This is a genomic window from Bacillus sp. FJAT-27245, assembly GCF_001273955.1.
Taxonomy (GTDB): Bacteria; Bacillota; Bacilli; order Bacillales; family Cytobacillaceae; genus Bacillus_D.
Map to the genome: position 1 here is coordinate 4,347,660 of NZ_LIGI01000001.1, position 17,896 is coordinate 4,365,555.

17 protein-coding genes are annotated in these 17,896 nt (G+C 44.5%); 11 read left to right on the forward strand and 6 right to left on the reverse strand.

Annotation, left to right across the window (positions count from 1 at the left end):
• The first annotated feature begins 52 nt into the window (after window positions 1-52).
• The gene (locus tag ADU24_RS21245; protein WP_053368519.1) at window positions 53-931 is read left to right on the forward strand and encodes a LysR family transcriptional regulator; all 879 of its coding nucleotides are present in this window, start codon (window positions 53-55) and stop codon (window positions 929-931) included.
• On the opposite strand, the gene ADU24_RS21250 is transcribed toward ADU24_RS21245, so the two are convergent.
• Window positions 928-1,809 (reverse strand): CPBP family intramembrane glutamic endopeptidase, encoded by an 882-nt coding sequence (locus ADU24_RS21250; RefSeq protein ID WP_053368520.1) that lies wholly within the window; start codon window positions 1,807-1,809, stop codon window positions 928-930. The two genes, ADU24_RS21245 and ADU24_RS21250, sit on opposite strands and share 4 nt — an antisense overlap.
• A 296-nt stretch (window positions 1,810-2,105) precedes the next feature.
• Between ADU24_RS21250 and ADU24_RS21255 the strand changes: the two genes are divergently transcribed.
• From ADU24_RS21255 to ADU24_RS21275, 4 genes are all read left to right on the forward strand, one after another.
• Window positions 2,106-3,350 (forward strand): MFS transporter, encoded by a 1,245-nt coding sequence (locus ADU24_RS21255; RefSeq protein WP_053368521.1) that lies wholly within the window; start codon window positions 2,106-2,108, stop codon window positions 3,348-3,350.
• Between the two features lie 975 nt (window positions 3,351-4,325).
• Window positions 4,326-5,033 carry a 23S rRNA pseudouridine(2604) synthase RluF gene (rluF, locus tag ADU24_RS21265; RefSeq protein ID WP_053368523.1) on the forward strand — a complete coding sequence of 236 codons (708 nt, stop codon included), beginning with the start codon at window positions 4,326-4,328 and terminating at the stop codon, window positions 5,031-5,033.
• A 232-nt stretch (window positions 5,034-5,265) separates the two neighbouring features.
• On the forward strand, window positions 5,266-6,135 hold the full coding sequence (locus ADU24_RS21270; protein ID WP_053368524.1) for a helix-turn-helix domain-containing protein: 870 nt from the start codon (window positions 5,266-5,268) through the stop codon (window positions 6,133-6,135).
• Window positions 6,136-6,181: 46 nt separating this feature from the next.
• Window positions 6,182-6,559 (forward strand): VOC family protein, encoded by a 378-nt coding sequence (locus ADU24_RS21275; protein WP_053368525.1) that lies wholly within the window; start codon window positions 6,182-6,184, stop codon window positions 6,557-6,559.
• Between the two features lie 45 nt (window positions 6,560-6,604).
• Here the strand turns inward: ADU24_RS21275 and ADU24_RS21280 are convergent, their stop codons facing one another.
• A complete protein-coding gene (locus tag ADU24_RS21280) occupies window positions 6,605-6,943 on the reverse strand; it encodes a zinc ribbon domain-containing protein YjdM (RefSeq protein WP_053368526.1) in 339 nt (112 codons plus the stop codon).
• A gap of 327 nt (window positions 6,944-7,270) precedes the next feature.
• On the opposite strand from ADU24_RS21280, the gene ADU24_RS21285 reads away from it, so the two are divergent.
• Window positions 7,271-7,711, forward strand: a complete 441-nt coding sequence (locus ADU24_RS21285) for a YtoQ family protein (protein WP_053368527.1) — start codon at window positions 7,271-7,273, stop codon at window positions 7,709-7,711.
• Window positions 7,712-7,784: 73 nt separating this feature from the next.
• Here the strand turns inward: ADU24_RS21285 and ADU24_RS21290 are convergent, their stop codons facing one another.
• Entirely contained in the window at window positions 7,785-8,849 is a 1,065-nt protein-coding gene (locus ADU24_RS21290; protein ID WP_053368528.1) for a DmpA family aminopeptidase, read from the reverse strand.
• A 134-nt stretch (window positions 8,850-8,983) separates the two neighbouring features.
• Between ADU24_RS21290 and ADU24_RS23440 the strand changes: the two genes are divergently transcribed.
• Complete coding sequence (locus tag ADU24_RS23440) at window positions 8,984-9,148, forward strand: hypothetical protein (protein ID WP_197277543.1); 165 nt, start codon at window positions 8,984-8,986, stop codon at window positions 9,146-9,148.
• A gap of 50 nt (window positions 9,149-9,198) precedes the next feature.
• The gene (locus ADU24_RS23595; protein ID WP_231689657.1) at window positions 9,199-9,333 is read left to right on the forward strand and encodes a DUF6254 family protein; all 135 of its coding nucleotides are present in this window, start codon (window positions 9,199-9,201) and stop codon (window positions 9,331-9,333) included.
• A gap of 83 nt (window positions 9,334-9,416) precedes the next feature.
• Here ADU24_RS23595 and hmpA read toward each other — a convergent pair whose 3' ends face one another.
• Together hmpA and ADU24_RS21305 are read right to left on the reverse strand one after the other, a co-directional pair.
• Window positions 9,417-10,631 (reverse strand): NO-inducible flavohemoprotein, encoded by a 1,215-nt coding sequence (gene hmpA / locus ADU24_RS21295; protein ID WP_053368529.1) that lies wholly within the window; start codon window positions 10,629-10,631, stop codon window positions 9,417-9,419.
• Window positions 10,632-11,279: 648 nt separating this feature from the next.
• Window positions 11,280-12,185, reverse strand: a complete 906-nt coding sequence (locus tag ADU24_RS21305; protein WP_053368531.1) for a LysR family transcriptional regulator — start codon at window positions 12,183-12,185, stop codon at window positions 11,280-11,282.
• Between the two features lie 172 nt (window positions 12,186-12,357).
• Here ADU24_RS21305 and gdhA point away from each other — a divergent pair, with 172 nt between their 5' ends.
• The 3 genes from gdhA (at window position 12,358) to ahpF (ending at window position 16,195) form a co-directional block, all read left to right on the forward strand.
• Window positions 12,358-13,740 (forward strand): NADP-specific glutamate dehydrogenase, encoded by a 1,383-nt coding sequence (gene gdhA, locus ADU24_RS21310; protein ID WP_053368532.1) that lies wholly within the window; start codon window positions 12,358-12,360, stop codon window positions 13,738-13,740.
• Window positions 13,741-14,089: 349 nt separating this feature from the next.
• Entirely contained in the window at window positions 14,090-14,653 is a 564-nt protein-coding gene (ahpC, locus tag ADU24_RS21315) for an alkyl hydroperoxide reductase subunit C (RefSeq protein WP_053368533.1), read from the forward strand.
• A gap of 12 nt (window positions 14,654-14,665) precedes the next feature.
• On the forward strand, window positions 14,666-16,195 hold the full coding sequence (gene ahpF, locus ADU24_RS21320; protein WP_053368534.1) for an alkyl hydroperoxide reductase subunit F: 1,530 nt from the start codon (window positions 14,666-14,668) through the stop codon (window positions 16,193-16,195).
• Window positions 16,196-16,312: 117 nt separating this feature from the next.
• On the opposite strand, the gene mqo is transcribed toward ahpF, so the two are convergent.
• Window positions 16,313-17,854 carry a malate dehydrogenase (quinone) gene (gene mqo / locus ADU24_RS21325; RefSeq protein ID WP_156324655.1) on the reverse strand — a complete coding sequence of 514 codons (1,542 nt, stop codon included), beginning with the start codon at window positions 17,852-17,854 and terminating at the stop codon, window positions 16,313-16,315.
• Window positions 17,855-17,896: the final 42 nt, after the last annotated feature.

Genomic DNA, 17,896 nt, shown 5'->3' on the forward strand with positions numbered 1-17,896 from the left:
CATATTAATGATAACGGCAATTAGTATTTTTAATAATTAGGAGGCGTGTAGGATGTACTATGACACATTAAAGACGTTTATCACCCTTGCGGAAATCGGGAATTTTACTAAAACCTCCGAAATGCTCCACATTTCCCAGCCAAGTGTAAGTCTGCATATTAAAAATCTTGAAAAAGAATTCCAGACCGAATTGTTCCGCCGTTCTCCTAAAGGAGTCCAGATAACGCCAACAGGGGAGATTTTGTACAGCCGTGCAAAGCAGCTAATGGCCATTTACGAGCAGGCAAAGGAAGAAATACTGGAGCACCATAACTCCGTACGGGGAAAATTAATCATCGGGGCCAGTTTTACCATCGGGGAATACATATTGCCGGAACTGCTCCTGAGAGTGCAAAAGGACTTTCCTGAATTAGAGTTCCAGATTGTCATTGGCAATACGGATGAAATTGTCAGCTATGTCCAGCTTTTCAAGGTCGATATTGGGCTCATCGAAGGCCAGACAAACGAAAAGGAGGTTATGGTCCACCCCCTGATGGAGGACGAATTGTTCATCGTCTCCCCTAACAGCCATCCGCTTGCCGGAAAGGATGGAGTTGCGATTATAGATCTTCAAGGCCAGGCTTGGGTAACTAGGGAAGAAGGCTCGGGAACAAGGGAGTATTTAAACCACTTTTTCCGATCAAATGGCATAAAAGTGAAATCCCTCCTAAYTATCAGCAGCAACCAGGGGGTAAAAGAAAGCATTATCAAAGGCCTCGGTCTTTCACTTCTGTCCCACAGTGTGATAGACCGGGAAGTAAAACACGGGGATTTGTCGATTATCCAGCTAAAAAACAAAACCTTTACCCGTACCCTCTCCTATATCTATTCCCCTATTATGAGGAATAAGCGGAGCGTCGAAGCATTTATACAGGTGCTAACCAAAGTTTAATGGGGACTCCCCTTCTCACCAATTTTTATTTTCGTACTCAGGTGATTCTTACCATTCTTGTGTCTAACAATGAGACACAAGATGACGATACTATAAAGAATCATTGACGGGAGGCCCGCTTCAATCCCAAATGCGCCGCCAGTGACAAATATATGATCCGTTTCAAAACGGGCATTGATAAGTGACACCCCAGTTTCATTCGCTCCGTTGGTAAAGCCGACAACTCTTGGGTTCAGAATGAAATTCCACAGGATATGCACCGCGGCTGCATTCCAGAGATTTCCCGTCTTTTGCATGATGAGTGAAAACAGAATCCCTGCAAGAGTGCCTGCAGCCAAAATTAGCAATGCATCGAGCAACTGTAGACTCCCAGCCGTAAGGAGATGAAGGGCCCCGAACAAAACAGAGGTGGCCGTTATGGCTGCCGCCGCGCCCCATTTCCCTTCTATCAGTTTGAACAAATATCCCCTGAACAGGATTTCTTCTATAATGCCTGCGGAGCAAGAGACAATAAACGAACCAACTAGCAACGCCAAAACAGTTTTAATAGAAAGCTCCGCCTGAATAACAAATTCAGCATAATGAGAGAGAAGATAAAATACGATTACCGTCAGAGGCATTCCAACCCCAAGCAATATCCATGCTTTGTCCGCCTTAAATGGCCTTCGGATACCAAAGCTGGCATTCGTTTTCTTCAGCACCTTCTTCGTATACAGCGAAAACAGGCAAACCGTCATCAGCAGCCGCAAACTTTCTTTTACAATAATTCTGATTGTCCCATTGGCTATTCCGTCCGTTAGCGGGTTTACAAAAATCGCAGCGGCCAGGAATATCGATACTAAGCCAATACAATGGATAAGAATTTTCCCCCACCTCATACCCCCAGCTCCTTTCCAAATTGTTAAGCAGTTAATAAGGCATACTCCTTTTGCCTTGGGAGCGGTTACGAACCGATTCCGAATACCCTTTGAAAAATAGGGCCAATACAGTAAGTAAATAATTCTTCAAGCCCCTTTACGGCGGTGCGGCCTGCCTCACGCCTAACAAGAATGGGCTTTTTTTTGCTTTCTGTCCAAGCCGGCTGTATTTTCATTTTTTCCAAAAGAGGGAAATTTCCATTTTCCTAGAATATAACACTATGAATATACAGAAAACATAGGGGGATTTATTTTACATGGAAGTTGCCTATCAATCGGAAATCGAACCACAACCACAACCAAGGCCTTCGCTTTGGAAGCAGCGGAACTTTTTGCTTCTGTGGACAAGCGGCCTTATCTGGTCGTTTGGATTCCAATTTTACTATGTTGCCCTTCCTTTGCTGATTTACAAGCTGACCCAATCCGCGAGCGCGATGTCGACAATGCGGGCAATCGAGTTCATCCCAAACATTGTCTTCGGGATGATTATTGGCGTGCTCGTTGACCGGTACAGCCGGAAGGGGGTCATGTTCTCGACGACCCTCGTCCAGGTTTGCTGTATGCTTGCCCTTGTACTGCTGCTTCTTGCGGGCCAATTACAAATTTGGCATATGTATTTGATTGGATTTATTGTCTCAACAGCGGGATATGCTTTTGGGAATGCGCAACATTCCGCATTTCCGCAAATTTTCGGAAGAGAGCAGCTAACAGAAGCCAATTCCCACTTCTCTTTCGCCAACACGCTTATGAATATGATTGGACCTGGTATCGCCGGTATGATGATCGCCTGGCTGTCCTATGAAGCCAATTTCATCGTCTATTTGGTTTTATTATTAATTTCACTCATTCTCGTCCAGCTTACAGCTATTCCGAAAACCGCCATTCCGCTAAAACAGAAAGGAAAGGCTTCGATTCGAGGAGAAATGAAGGAAGGCTGGGACGAGCTTATCCAAAACAAGCTTTTGCTTGCGCCAACTATTATCATCCTGCTGCTTAACTTCATTAATGGCCTTGGAAACATTGTCCTGTTCTATGCTGTCGATCTTTTGCATGCGACGGAACAACAGGTAGGCTTTATGCTGAGTATTGGGGCAGTCGGCGGCCTTTTGGGAGCCCTTGTAATGCCCCATTTGAAAAAACGGTTTCGGAGGGGCCAACTGTTTCTATATTCAATGTATATCGTTCTAGCTGGGATGCTGCTCCTTAATTTTGCCACTACATGGTGGCTTGTCGGCGTATCGCAGTTCATAAGGACATTCGCGGTCATCGTCATCAATGTCAACTACTTGAGCTTCCGCCAGGAATTTACCCCGAACCATCTTCTCGGGAGGGTTGCAGGCACCTCTTCCATGCTAATGAAACTCGCTTTGCCATTGGGACTGATGATATCCGGATTATGGGCGGAGGTCTGGAATGTACCGAGCCTGTTTGTCTGCTGCAGCATCCTTATGTTCCTGCTATGCATCGGAATGCGCGGAAACCCAATTCGAAGCGTTGAGTAATAAGGGTTTACTATGAGAAAGTATGTAACCCCAGCCTTTTGGATGGGGTTACAGGGACCATATGAAAAAATTAAAACTCACACCCCTACTTAAAAAATAGTTTATATGGCAACAACAGCCCCGCTAAGGAAATGAGTAAAAAGATAATGTCAGGCATGAATGTTCCAAAACCGATTATATGGAGGACAAAGAATAAGGGATACACCCAGCAAACATACCAGGACCATCGAAGCCCCTTTCGGAAGGCATTTACCAGAATAGCGAAACCGAATACAAACATGCCTAGTATCAATGAGCCACGCAGCTTTAGTTCAATTCCCGTATCGGTTTGGTCATTGGACAAAAAGGCATGTATGACGGACCCTTCCCCAAACGGTCCATTTTCACCCGATATACAGATTATTAACATTAAAAACTGGATCAACAGCAATAAAATCCAAGCTTTGGATTGCAGTGATTTCATTGGCAGGATCACCTCTTCAATATATGGGATATAAATCAACTACGGCGCTTGGTAGAATAGTATTATTTTTTCCTTTTGGTTATGCATGGTCCAAAAATTATTAAACCCTGTGAGAAGGGTAGAAAATAACCTCCCGTAAATAAAAAAACCACCTTCATTCGAATGCAGCCTATTTGTAATATGATTTACTTATCCACTAATCGGCCAGACGATATCCTGTTTATTCAATCCTGCTTTTTTTATTTAAATGGCTAACCATTTTCCTGTTGTTGATGCTCGCCTTCTTGGTCTATTCACTTTTCATCTTAAAACGCTCCAAATCGGCTGGCAGCAGCACAGTCCTTTCTAATCAGGTTTACAATTAAGGATGCAGGTTATAGAAAAAGGAGAGGTCCATCCGGATTTCTCCTTCTTTTCGTGTTTGAAAACGTTCATACAAATTTTGCGTTTAGTGTATTAGTTATTGTATTTTTAAAGAAGGGAAAAATTATACACAGAAGGTTGGTATCACCTTGCGGCTTAATAAATTCATTAGCGACTCGGGAAAAACGTCGAGGCGCGGCGCTGACAAACTAATTGCTGATGGCAGAGTGACCATTAATGGAAAGGTTGCAAAAATAGGCAGCCAGGTAAGTCCGGGCGACGATGTACGGGTGAACGGGGAGCAAATCCGTGTTGCCAGGGATAATGTATATATCGCCTTAAATAAGCCAGTAGGCATTACGAGCACAACAGAAAAGAGCGTGAAAGGAAATATCGTCGATCTGGTGAACCACCCGTTGCGAATTTTCAACATTGGCCGGCTTGATAAGGATTCAGAAGGGCTGATTCTCCTCACCAACGACGGCGATATCGTCAATGAAATATTACGTGCGGAAAACAAGCATGAGAAGGAGTACATTGTTTCAGTCGACAAGCCGATAACGCCTGAATTTTTAAAGCGGATGTCCGAGGGGGTAAAAATTCTTGGCACCAAAACCCTCCCCTGCAAAGTGGAGCAGCTATCAAAATATGATTTTAACATTATTTTGACCCAGGGGCTGAACCGCCAAATCCGCCGCATGTGCGAGGCGTTGGGCTACGAAGTGTACCGGCTTCAGCGGATTAGAATCATGAATATCGAATTAGGGAATCTTCCTGTCGGGCAATGGCGGGACCTGACAAAGAAAGAAAAAACGCGTTTGTTTTCCGATTTAAATTACGAGCCTCAGGAATGGTGAAAGATAAAAGGTTTGCACAGTGTGCGAACCTTTTTTTATTGGACTTTCCGTTGAGAATGTATTCACTTGATTTGAAGACACTTCGCATGGCTTTTCCCTACTGAAACTGTCTTTATCGACTGCCACCTAACCTTCCTATAAAAAACCCGACTACATTTTTATTTAAAGAACTTCCACCAAATTTTGTGTATACTATATTCATCTGAAAATTCACCCTTCAGGAGTCGGTGGAATGGCGAAAGAACCATCAGCAAACTTTGTTTTGCATGCAAAAAGCAACCAGTACCATTGGGAAGGCTCCGGGCAGCTTTCCATTAAAACTTTTTCAAATGGAAAAGCGCTTTATAAGACGAATAAGGGCTTCTTTGCCGTTGAAGAAAACAGGTATTTGCTCCTGAATGAAGGTGAATACACCATTTCGATTGACCAACAGGAAGAAGTGGAATCCTTCTGTATTTTCTTCAAGGACGGCTTTGCGGGGGAGGTATTGCGAGGAATGTCCGCCTCTTCATATGCGCTTTTATCCGATCCTTTTAAGGAGTCGGATTCGGTCGGCTTTTTTGAGAAAACATATACCGCGACAAGCAGCCTATCTACGCAGTTATCTGCCTTTAAAGTAAATCTGGCCATTCTGAAGGAAGATCCCCTGGGTCAAGAGGAACAATTCCACGGGTTAATGCAATCTCTTCTTTATAGCCAAATGGAAACTCTCAAGGAAATTGAATCACTTAATGCAGTACGCAGCTCGACCCGCGAGGAATTATACCGGAGAATCAGCATCGCCCATGACTACATACGATCGTTTTATGATACGGCAATAAAGCTGGATGATATCGCCCGGATCTCCTGCATGTCCGCCAACCATCTTTTAAGAACATACACACAGCTCTACGGCAAAAGCCCCTTTCAGCACATTTCCGAACTAAGGGTGGAAAAAGCAAAGCGGCTTTTGAAGAACAGTGACTTGACCATGACGGAGATTACGTTTGAATTGGGATTCACCAATCCTGTTTCCTTCAGCAAAATGTTCAAGCAGCATGAGGGGTTATCACCCAATCAATTCCGCAAAAAAGTGATTTTGGATAAGAATATTATCTATTAATCGCTTATCCTCAAAATAGAATCAGTATTTGAAGGGGGAAATCATAGTGGAAACACCTAAAATTCAAAAAGTAGGGCAAATCGGGGTACCAATCAAAGATATGGAACGGGCTGTCGAGTTTTATAAGGATAAGCTTGGCCTGACACTTCTTTTCACAGCAGGCAATCTGGCATTCTTTGATTGCGGGGGCCTGCGGCTCTTCCTTAGCCCTCCTGAGAATGATGAGTTCGCGCATTCAAGCTCAGTTGTCTATTTTACCGTTGAAAATATCAATGAATCCTATGAAGGATTAAGAAGCAAGGGCGTTGAATTTATTGACGAACCACACCTGATAGCCAAAATGGGGCAAACGGAAACGTGGATGGCTTTCTTCAAGGATACGGAAGGCAATACCCATGCATTGATGAGCGAGTTTGAGGTTTAGGTGAAAAGCAGGAGGCCGTATAAATGCGGCCCCCTGCTTTTTTAATTATAGTTTTTTCACAAACTCAGATTTTAGTTTCATTGGCCCGAAGCCGTCGATTTTGCAATCAATATCGTGGTCGCCTTCAACAAGGCGGATATTTTTTACTTTCGTGCCCTGTTTCAGGACCGAAGAACTGCCTTTTACTTTGAGATCCTTGATCACTGTAACACTGTCACCGTCATTCAGGACATTCCCGTTCGCATCTTTTATGACTTTTTCATCTGCGATATTTTCGACACTATCCGCTGTCCATTCATGCCCGCACTCCGGGCAAACAAACTGGATACCGTCCTCGTATGTATATTCTGAATTACATTTTGGGCAATTCGGTAAGTTACTCATTTTCTCATTTCCTCCCATTGGCATTTTTGTGACTAATCAACCAAATACCCATTATACCATAAGGCACCTACCGCTATTTTTCGGGCACTAACGGATAGCTTATTGCCTGAACAGTGGTGGACAGCACCCCCTTCAGCAATAAACGAAGATTTAACGCCCGAACAGCGGGGGTAGCCGGTCCTTCGGGGAATAAAAAGAGGAATACACCACACCTTATAGTGAAGAGCTAATCTTAGCACTAATGTTGTCCAAAAGAGGCCGTTCTTTTGAAATTAAACCCACGTTCTACTAGTATGAGGATAAACAACATTTTCAGGAGGGATATAAATGGAACTGACCGTATATTTGGCTGGGCAAATCCATGATAATTGGCGGGAGGAAGTGAAGGAAAAGGCGAAGGAAAAGAACCTTCCCTTGTACTTTGTAGGGCCGCAAACGAACCATGACAGATCGGATGACATTGGCGAGAATATTTTAGGAAAGCAGCCCGGGAGTGTCTATAAGGATGATGCCGCATCGGATATCAACAATTTCCGGACGCAGGTTTTAATGGAAAAATCGGATATTGTCATCGCCCTTTTCGGTGAAAAATACAAGCAGTGGAACACAGCGATGGACGCCAGCATTGCGATTGCAATGAATAAACCTATCATCATTGTTAGGCCAGAGTCGCTTATCCATCCGCTAAAGGAACTATCCAATCGGGCAAATGTGACAGTGGAAACCATCGACCAGGCAATGGATGTTTTAAGCTATATTTTTGAATAGGCAAAAAGGGAAAGCGGCCGCTTTCCCTTTTTAGTTCTATATTTTCAAATCCGAACCTTTTATACGGATTTCATCAGATCAATGAGATACCGAACTCTTCAATTAAATCTTTAAACGCCGGCCGTGTATTCCCGTCGCGTCCTACTACAGCCTCGGCCGTCACTAGGGAGTTTAAAACAGCCTCTTCGGTCGCTTCGCCTACCGCCCGGAAAGCCAGGTCGATATCTTCTTCATGAATCGTAGGGATTGATAAAAGATGTTCTGGTTTGTCATGCGGAATTTGCGTGGCTGTCGAAAAACCGATAATCACCTCGCCGCTACCGGTTGTAATGATTGAACCCGTCCTCGAAAGCCCAGTGACAGACCGTTTAATAATCCTGTTCAGCTGCCTTTCCGATACGGGAAGGTCCGTGGCCACGATAATCATAATCGATCCTTTATCCTCTTCCTTGTGCGTTTGAGTTATGGATTCCTTTAATTCCTGGCCGACCGTCTTGCCGTTCACTCGTAAATCACTTAATATCCCGAAATTCGATAAGACTAAAACGCCGATTGTATACGTCCCATGCTGCAAGTCCATCTTGCGGGAAGCAGACCCGATTCCCCCTTTTAAAGAGTAACAGAGCATCCCGGTTCCTGCGCCAACCGCCCCTTCCATGAATTCAGGCGAGGCATTTTCGATTGCCTGGAGAACATGCTCCCTCTTCACAAACTTTCCCCGTATATCATTCAAAAACATATCATTGCATTCCCCGACAATTGGATTGACGGTCCCGGTAGTCCGGCCGATTTCCGGGTTTCGTTCCAGCATATAGTCAATTAACGTGTCAGCGGCCGTCCCAATTGCCAATGTATTTGTAAGAATGATTGGTGTTTCAAGCGTGCCAAGCTCCGCCATCTGGATGGTCCCCATCGTTTTTCCAAATCCATTGATGACGTGGCTTGAAGCGATCAGCTTCTCTTTAAATGTATTCCCCTGGTGCGGCAAAATGGCTGTTACTCCGGTCTGCATCTGTTTGTCGCTCAGGGTCACATGGCCAACAGCCACCCCTTCAACATCCGTAATCGCATTATAATACCCCTGCTCCAGCCTGCCGATTTTGACTCCGTAGTCCCTTATTCTCTTTTGCTTGAACATGAATATTTCCCCTTTTTCACTATGGTTTCTACCGTCTTATGTCCATTAAACTCCTTGGCTTCTCCGGCCGCAAGTGAAAGCGAATATTTTAAAGGGCCTTTTCCATACTAAAAAACAAAAGGAGGCGATTCAACATGGCAAAGCGAACAAAGAAAAACGACCCACAACAAAAGAATAAACAAGGCTTTAATTCAAGCCAAACCGATTCGGAATTCGGCAAGGAATTTGGCAGCGCCAATGCAAACCGGGCTAAAAAGGAGAAGGAAAAGGAACAAAGGGCTTACGAAAACAGAAGTTAACCAATCTGCTCCCTGTCAAAAACCATCTAAAACTGAAGGAGCTTTTATACATGACCCAATCGAAACGCCAAAAGGAAAGGCAATGGGCGGCCAGAAAAGAAGCACAAAACCCCCACGGAAAAGTGAAATCATTCGAGCAGCTTGCTGACGAAGCAGGGAAAGACGCCACCCAGCAAGGAAAATAGACGGGATTTTTCTGCCTGCGTAAGGCTATTTTTCAAAAGAAAAAAGCCAATCTCCGCCGCCGCGGAAATTGGCTTTTCGTTCATTATGCTTCCAAATTGCCCTTTGGGCCGAAGAATTCAAAATGGATTCTCTCTTCGTTTACCCCTAATTCCTTAAGTGCACGGTAAATTGCCCTCATGAATGGAACAGGGCCGCAAAAGTAAAAGTCCGCTTTCTGAGTGTCGACATTCTCATTCAACCATTCTTTAGTGACATACCCTTCAACGTCAAAAGCTTGGTTTTCGCGGTCCTCATCTGTTGGTGAATCATAAAACACAAACGATTTAATGGTTTCCTTTTCTGCAACAAGCTCCACTTCATTCCTTAAAGCATGCACAGAGCTATTTTGGGCCGCATGGATAAAGGTTACTCCCCGTTCAGGCTGCACCTCGGCCACGGTTTTCAGCATGCTGATCATCGGCGTAAGTCCGACTCCGCCGCTCAACAGGACAACAGGCGTTTCCTTTTGAACATCCAGGACAAAGTCACCGGCTGGCGCACTGACCTGGAAGATATCCCCTTCCTCCACCTGGGTATGGAGATAGTTTGACACCTTCCCATCCGGATTTTCATTTCCCGCTTCACGCTTTACGCTGATTCTGTAATAGTTTTTACCTGGAGCATCAGATAGGCTGTATTGTCGGATATGCGTAAATTCCTCTCCCGGAATTTCGAGCTTGACGCTAATGTACTGCCCAGGCTGGAAATCGGCGATTTCTTTATTGTCCTCAGGTTTCAAGTAAAAAGATGTAATAACATTGCTTTCTTTTACTTTACGGTCAATAACAAAACGCCTGAATCCGTCCCAGCCGCCTTTTTGGCCGGCTGCCTCATTGTACATCTCCGCTTCAATGCTTATGAATGCGTCCGCGATGACTCCATACGCCTCCGTCCAGGCGCCGATAATCTCATCTGTTGCTTGATCGCCTAGAACATCCTTGATTGCGAGAATAAGATACTTTCCTACAATCGGGTAGTGTTCCGGTTTAACCCCAAGGCTGCGGTGTTTTTGGGCAATATTTTTTACAACCGGGAGAATCGCTTCCAGGTTGTCAATGTACATGGCAGCAGCATAGACGGCATCTGCAAGCGCCCTTTGCTGCCTGCCCTGCTTTTGGTTTGCATGGTTGAATATATTCAGCAGTTCGGGATGCGCCCCGAACATTAATTCATAGAAACGGGTCGTTATTTTCTCTCCATATTGCTCCAATACTGGAACGGTTGATTTCACGATGTCGATTTTCTTCTGGTCCAACAAACGAAACACTCCTTTTTGCACTATATTAACAGTGTTTATTATATTAAATCCGCCCGGGAGACATTGTGATATAAATCACACTCCTCTCCACAAGAGAAGTTTTCCGGAAGAATTTAAAATCTGCGACCTTCCCTCCTTTTTATAGAAGCACCAAATGCAAACAGTCCAAAGCTCACTCAGCGGGTTAAACAGAGTAGAGTTGATTCCGAATGTAAAAAAAGCTTGTCGATTCGGCAAGCTTTTTTTTCAAACAAAATGTATGATGGAAGAAACTGCATTGGTTTAGCCAGAAAATTCAAATCTGTAGAGGCAGGGATTGTTTTATGTTAAAAAAAGGATTGAATATTTTTGTCCTAGCCTCTAGTGCTATTTTTTCCACTTTCATCATCTATTTGTTTATGTTTGCACTTGATGGAACCCCAGGCCCAAAGTTCCTCGTTAACTCAATGTTTTTCGTTTACATCATTATTCAGATTCTAATCTTAACGATTCAATTTGGGAGATCCTTCTTTTTCAAACTTCTTATCCAAATTTCAGTATTTACCATCTACTATTTCGTCATTTACCAGATGCAATTTCCGTATCCTTAAACCAATCAACGAACGGTCCCCTTCCAGGCACGCCAGGCATCAGCTTATAAGAACAATCTTACTTTTGAAATTGGCCCAATAAAGCAAAAAATTCACGAACAAAGTCGTAGAAAAGCTTTTCCGCAGGCAGAAGCTTGCGTTCAGCAGGAATGATGACACCAACTGTGCGCGTTACCTGCGGTTCAAGGACTGTAAGCTTAACAGTTGAACGCGGCAGGCTATCGACCAATGTCACCTCTGGAATAAGGGTCACTCCCAGTCCAGCGGAAACCAATCCTTTAATCGCATCAATGTCTTCTCCTTCAAATGAAACTTTGGGTTCAAAGCTAAATTGCTTGCAGGCATTGTCCACTATTTCACGCAATACAAACCCCTTTGGAAACAAAATAAAGGAATCTTCCCTTAATTCGTTCAGATTCAAAGTACGTTTATTTGCAAGTGGATGATGTATTGGCAACAAGGCAACAAGCCTTTCAGTAAAAAGAATATCCCCTCTTACCTTCTTTTCCTGAATAGGAAGCGGCCCAAGCAGCGCCATATCGATATCCCCTCTTATCACTCCACTAATCAAATCATGGTAGGAACTCTGTTTCAGCTCGAATTTCACATTGGGATACTGTTCCCGGAATGCGGAAATAATTGTAGGCAGCGTATAGGCAGCGAGACTGCTTGGGAAACCAATCCGAATTTTCCCATGTTCCGGATCCAAATATTCCTGAACCTCCTGCCGCGCATTCTCAATTACCTTTATCGCTTCTTCCATATGCTCGAGAAAAATTTTCCCAATAGGCGTTAATCTTACATTCCTTCCTTCCCGGATAAAAAGATTAACACCCAATTCCTCTTCCAAATTAAAGATTTGCCGGCTCACGGCGGATTGCGCCACATGCAGAGCCAACGCTGCTTCTGTTACATGCTCCCGCTTGGCAACTTCAATAAAATATTGAATCTGTCTTAGCTCCATACTTCCCCTCCTCTTCCCACTCATCTCATTTTGGCATCATTATTATCTAATTTTCATATTGTTTAGATTGTTTTTCAATAATAAAATAAGGAAATAAAAAATCAACTGTATAAACAATAAAAGATATCTATTTATATACACCTGAACACTTGTAAAGGGGTGCTTGAGCGCTATGACGACAATTCATGAGCTTAAAGAAGCAAATTCAAAAATTGCGAGAGAATATGTAGATGAAGTTTTTGAAACAGTGGTTGCCCGTAATCCTTTTGAATGTGAATTTCATCAGGCTGTGAGGGAAATTTTTGATTCGCTTGTCCCTGTCTTTGCCAAGCATCCAAAGTATATGGATCAAAGCATCCTGGAACGCATCGTGGAACCGGAGAGAGTAGTCAGCTTCAGAGTCCCATGGGTTGACGACAACGGCAAAGTACAGGTAAACCGCGGATACCGGGTTCAATTCAACAGTGCGATCGGGCCATACAAAGGCGGCTTGCGTTTCCACCCTTCCGTTAATGCCAGTATCGTCAAGTTCCTTGGCTTTGAACAGATTTTCAAGAACTCACTCACCGGCCTGCCAATTGGCGGGGGCAAAGGCGGAGCCGATTTTGATCCGAAAGGAAAATCAGATGGGGAAATCATGAGATTCACCCAGAGCTTAATGACGGAACTTTACAGGCATATCGGACCGGATATTGACGTGCCTGCAGGAGACATTGGTGTGGGCGCCAGGGAAGTCGGCTTTATGTACGGCCAATATAAAAGAATCCGCGGCGGTTTTGAAGCAGGTGTCCTGACCGGAAAAGGGATTGGATATGGCGGAAGCCTTGGGCGGACCGAAGCTACTGGCTATGGGACTGTTTATTTTGTAGAAGAAATGCTCAAAGACAAAGGTCTCAGCTTTAAAGGCAGCACTGTCATTGTCTCAGGCTCCGGCAATGTTTCGATTTATGCCATGGAAAAAGCGATGCAGCTCGGGGCGAGAGTTGTAGCCTGCAGCGATTCAAACGGCTATGTATTTGACCAAAACGGCATCAATCTGGATACCGTAAAACGCCTGAAAGAAGTTGAACGAAAAAGAATCAGGGAATATGTCGAGGAACATCCCCATGCACTCTATTTCGAAGGCTGTTCCGGAATTTGGTCCATTCCTTGTGACATCGCCCTGCCATGCGCGACGCAAAATGAGATTGATGATGCTGCAGCAAAAGTATTGGTAGCCAATGGCGTTAAAGCGGTCGGCGAAGGAGCGAACATGCCATCCACGCTGGAAGCGATTGACGTATTTTTGAAAAACGATGTCCTTTTCGGTCCGGGGAAAGCCGCCAATGCAGGCGGTGTCGCAGTGTCTGCCCTGGAAATGTCGCAAAACAGCATGAGGTTGTCGTGGACATTTGAAGAAGTGGATACAAAATTGCATCAAATCATGGAAAACATCTACCGAAACTGTGTTACAGCGGCCGATGAATACGGCCATTCAGGCAATCTCGTTGTAGGCGCCAATATTGCTGGATTTTTAAGAGTAGCCGACGCGATGATTGTTCAAGGCGTAATTTAATTTAAAATGGGTGATTGCTTTGGTTTTTCAATGCAATCACCCTTTTTGCTTCTATATGAATAGCTTTCCATGGACTCCATCATGAGCACGAGTCCTATATAGTTGAGAATAAATGCACCAATTGAAAATAAAAATACTCCTCTTTCGTCTTAAACCGCCTTTTACAAAACAAATTTTTACCCCATTCACCAAAATAAATCCTTTCCCTTGACATACTGTGACAGTTATATAATAATGGTTAGTGTATTAGAATTATTATAAATAACTAATGATAATTAAAAGAAATTATTTTTAGTTATTTATATTTTCACCAAACTACCAATCATTTTTTTATAGGAGGAATTTCATTATGTCACTTATCGGAAAAGAAGTACAACCATTCAAATTACAGGCTTACAAAAACGGAGAGTTTATCGAAGTAACTGAGCAGGATTTTAAAGGCCAATGGACTGTCCTTTGCTTCTATCCAGCCGATTTTACATTCGTTTGCCCAACTGAATTGGAAGACCTTCAAAATCAATATCCAGCTCTACAAGAACTTGGCGTAGAAGTATTCTCAGCATCAAGGGATTCTCATTTTACACATAAAGCATGGCACGATACATCCGAAACAATTGGCAAAATCACGTATGCGATGATCGGCGACCCTGCGCATGTCCTTTCCCGCCAATTCGATGTACTTATTGAAGAACTGGGACAGGCTGACCGCGGTACTTTCATCATTGACCCGGATGGCGTCATCCAGGCGGTTGAAATCAACGCTGGAGGCATTGGCCGCGACGCAAGCACACTAATTAACAAAATCAAAGCAGCACAATATGTACGCAACAATCCAGGTGAAGTTTGCCCGGCGAAATGGGAAGAAGGCGCTAAAACCCTTAAGCCTAGCCTCGATCTTGTTGGAAAAATCTAAGGAGTGCTATGAATGATACTAGATGCAGATATTAAGGCCCAATTAAATCAATATCTTCAACTGTTGGAAAACGATGTTCTACTCAAAGTCAGTGCGGGTTCCGATGATGTATCGAAAGACATGCTCGCTCTTGTTGATGAGTTAAAAGATATGTCGCCAAGGATAAAAGTCGAAACTGCGACTTTGGAAAGAACACCAAGCTTTAGTGTCAATCGCATCGGTGAGGATACCGGCGTAACGTTCGCCGGTATTCCTCTTGGACACGAATTCACATCCTTTGTATTAGCACTGCTGCAAGTAAGCGGGCGTGCCCCAAAGGTTGATCAAAGCGTGATTGATCAAATAAAAGGCTTGAAGGGCGAATACCATTTTGAAACGTATGTGTCCTTAAGCTGCCATAATTGCCCTGACGTCGTCCAGGCATTGAACGTGATGAGCGTGCTCAACCCTGGAGTCACCCATACGATGATTGACGGCGCGGCTTTCAAGCAAGAAGTGGAAAGCAAGAACGTTATGGCTGTGCCAACTGTTTTCCTTAACGGGGAAGAGTTCGGCGGTGGCAGAATGTCCCTCGAGGAAATTCTTGCGAAACTCGGAAGCACGCAAGATCCATCCGAGCTTTCCAATAAGGAGCCATTCGATGTCCTCGTTGTCGGTGGCGGCCCTGCAGGTGCAAGCGCGGCCATTTATACAGCACGCAAGGGTATCCGTACAGGCATTGTAGCTGAACGCTTTGGCGGCCAAGTCATGGATACCGTCGGAATCGAAAACTTCATTGGCACGAAATATACGGAAGGCCCTAAACTCGCTGCAACCCTCGAGGAGCATGTAAAAGAGTATGACATTGATGTCATGAACCTTCAGCGGGCAAAACGCCTGGAAAAGAAGGATTACATTGAACTCGAATTGGAAAACGGGGCTGTTCTAAAAAGCAAAACTGTTATCCTTTCGACCGGCGCACGCTGGCGGAAGGTCAATGTTCCAGGTGAAACAGAGTTTACAGGCAAGGGTGTCGCTTACTGCCCACACTGTGACGGACCGTTATTCGAAGGGAAAGACGTTGCCGTTATCGGCGGCGGAAACTCCGGAATCGAAGCGGCCATTGACCTTGCAGGGATTGTTAAGCATGTAACCGTGCTGGAATACATGCCGGAACTTAAAGCTGATTCAGTCCTGCAAGACCGTCTATACAGCCTTCCGAATGTAACAGTCATCAAGAACGTCCAAACAAAGGAAATTACCGGTACTGATAAAGTAAACGGAATTACCTACATTGACCGTGAAACAGGCGAAGAACATCATTTCGAACTCGCTGGCGTGTTTGTTCAAATCGGCCTTGTTCCGAATACCGATTGGCTTGGTGACTCGCTCGAACGCAACCGAATGGGTGAAATCGTGGTCGACAACCGCGGTGCGACAAGTTTGCCTGGCGTATTTGCCGCTGGCGACTGTACAAACAGCCCATATAAGCAAATCATCATTTCGATGGGCTCGGGTGCAACCGCCGCACTGGGTGCATTCGACTATCTTATTCGAAACTAAGCATTTTATACCAAAGCCGCTATCCTGCCGTTATCGCAGTATAGCGGTTTTTTTTTGGTTTATTGAAAATTGAAGCGAAAAAAGCACCTTTTTAAAAAGATGCTTTTAAAAACATTATTAATTGGATACAGCTTCTCTATCCTCCACATGGCTCTCGTGGGAGTGAGCATCACCCAGGCCAAGCGACCAGTCTGAGAAAGCGTGAAGCTCGTTAAAAAGTTCCGGGTTTTCGGCGAGGTTCAGCCCATAAGAAGGAATCATCTCCATGACTTTTGGTTCCCATTCCTTCGCATGCTGCGGGAAGCAATTCTTTATTACCTCCAGCATGACGTACACTGCGGTTGAAGCACCAGGGGATGCCCCAAGCAATGCAGCGACAGTTCCATCAGCTGCAGTAACAACTTCCGTTCCAAAAAGGAGCGTCCCTTTCCCGCCAGCAACCGTATCCTTAATAACTTGTACACGTTGGCCAGCTACGATGATGTCCCAATCCTCGCTCCTCGCGTTCGGAATAAACTCCCGCAATTCTTCAATCCGTTGTTCTTTTGATAACATAAGCTGCTCAATCAAGTATTTTGTCAACGGAATGTTTTTTGCGCCTGCGGCTAGCATTGTTACGAGATTATTAGGTTTAACGGAACTTATGAGATCCATATTTGAACCCATTTTCAAGAACTTCGGCGTGAAGCCGGCAAACGGCCCGAAGAGCAAGGATTTTTTGTTGTCGATATACCGTGTATCCAGATGCGGCACCGACATTGGCGGGGCGCCAACCTTGGCTTTGCCGTATACCTTTGCATGATGCTGCTCGACTACGTCCGGATTGTTGCATACAAGGAACAGCCCGCTTACAGGGAATCCTCCGATATGCTTGCTTTCGGGAATCCCCGTTTTCTGCAGCAATGGAAGGCTCCCTCCCCCGCCGCCAATAAAGACGAATTTTGCGGCGTGCCGTTCAATGGCTCCGGTTTTCATATTCCATACTTTCAATTCCCATAAGCCGTCGTCCGTACGTTTTATATCATCAACCTGGTGTTTGTATTTAATATCCACATTTTGATTCGCTAAGTGATCAAACAAGATGCGCGTCAATGCGCCAAAATTAACGTCTGTACCAGAGTCGATCTTGGTTGCCGCTATCGGTTCATCAGATGTCCGACCTTCCATGACAAGCGGCATCCATTCAGCAAGTTTACCATGGTCCTCGGAAAATTCCATCCCATGGAAAAGTGGATTTATTGAAAGCGCTTCAAAACGTTTTTTCAAAAAATCAACGTTCCTCTCGCCCTGTACAAAACTAATATGCGGCAATGGCATAATAAAGTCTTTTGGGTTGCGGATAATATTTCTGTTCACTAAATAAGACCAGAATTGCCTTGAAATCTGGAACTGCTCATTTACTTTTATCGCTTTACCAATATCCAAAGACCCGTCCGGCTTTACGACGGTATAGTTAAGTTCGCATAGCGCCGAATGCCCTGTACCCGCATTATTCCACTCATTGGAGCTCTCTTCCCCCGCAGTTTCGAGCTTCTCAAACACCGTGATTTTCCAATCAGGCACCAATTCTTTCAGCAGTGTCCCCAGAGTCGCGCTCATGATCCCGGCACCAATTAAGATAACGTCTGTTTCAGTATGTCTGTTACTCATTCTAACCATCCTTATCTCATAAGCTTTGCAGAAAGGATGTAAACACTCCAT

Coding starts and splice junctions, on each gene's coding strand:
- ADU24_RS21305 (WP_053368531.1), bottom strand. CDS start 12,185: ATGGAGCTAAGACAGATTCAATATTTTATTGAAGTTGCCAAGCGGGAG.
- ADU24_RS21290 (WP_053368528.1), bottom strand. CDS start 8,849: ATGTTCAAGCAAAAGAGAATAAGGGACTACGGAGTCAAAATCGGCAGG.
- gdhA (WP_053368532.1), top strand. CDS start 12,358: ATGACGACAATTCATGAGCTTAAAGAAGCAAATTCAAAAATTGCGAGA.
- ADU24_RS21250 (WP_053368520.1), bottom strand. CDS start 1,809: ATGAGGTGGGGGAAAATTCTTATCCATTGTATTGGCTTAGTATCGATA.
- ADU24_RS21255 (WP_053368521.1), top strand. CDS start 2,106: ATGGAAGTTGCCTATCAATCGGAAATCGAACCACAACCACAACCAAGG.
- ahpC (WP_053368533.1), top strand. CDS start 14,090: ATGTCACTTATCGGAAAAGAAGTACAACCATTCAAATTACAGGCTTAC.
- mqo (WP_156324655.1), bottom strand. CDS start 17,854: ATGGTTAGAATGAGTAACAGACATACTGAAACAGACGTTATCTTAATT.
- ADU24_RS21285 (WP_053368527.1), top strand. CDS start 7,271: ATGGAACTGACCGTATATTTGGCTGGGCAAATCCATGATAATTGGCGG.
- ADU24_RS23595 (WP_231689657.1), top strand. CDS start 9,199: ATGACCCAATCGAAACGCCAAAAGGAAAGGCAATGGGCGGCCAGAAAA.
- ADU24_RS21270 (WP_053368524.1), top strand. CDS start 5,266: ATGGCGAAAGAACCATCAGCAAACTTTGTTTTGCATGCAAAAAGCAAC.
- ahpF (WP_053368534.1), top strand. CDS start 14,666: ATGATACTAGATGCAGATATTAAGGCCCAATTAAATCAATATCTTCAA.
- ADU24_RS23440 (WP_197277543.1), top strand. CDS start 8,984: ATGGCAAAGCGAACAAAGAAAAACGACCCACAACAAAAGAATAAACAA.
- ADU24_RS21280 (WP_053368526.1), bottom strand. CDS start 6,943: ATGAGTAACTTACCGAATTGCCCAAAATGTAATTCAGAATATACATAC.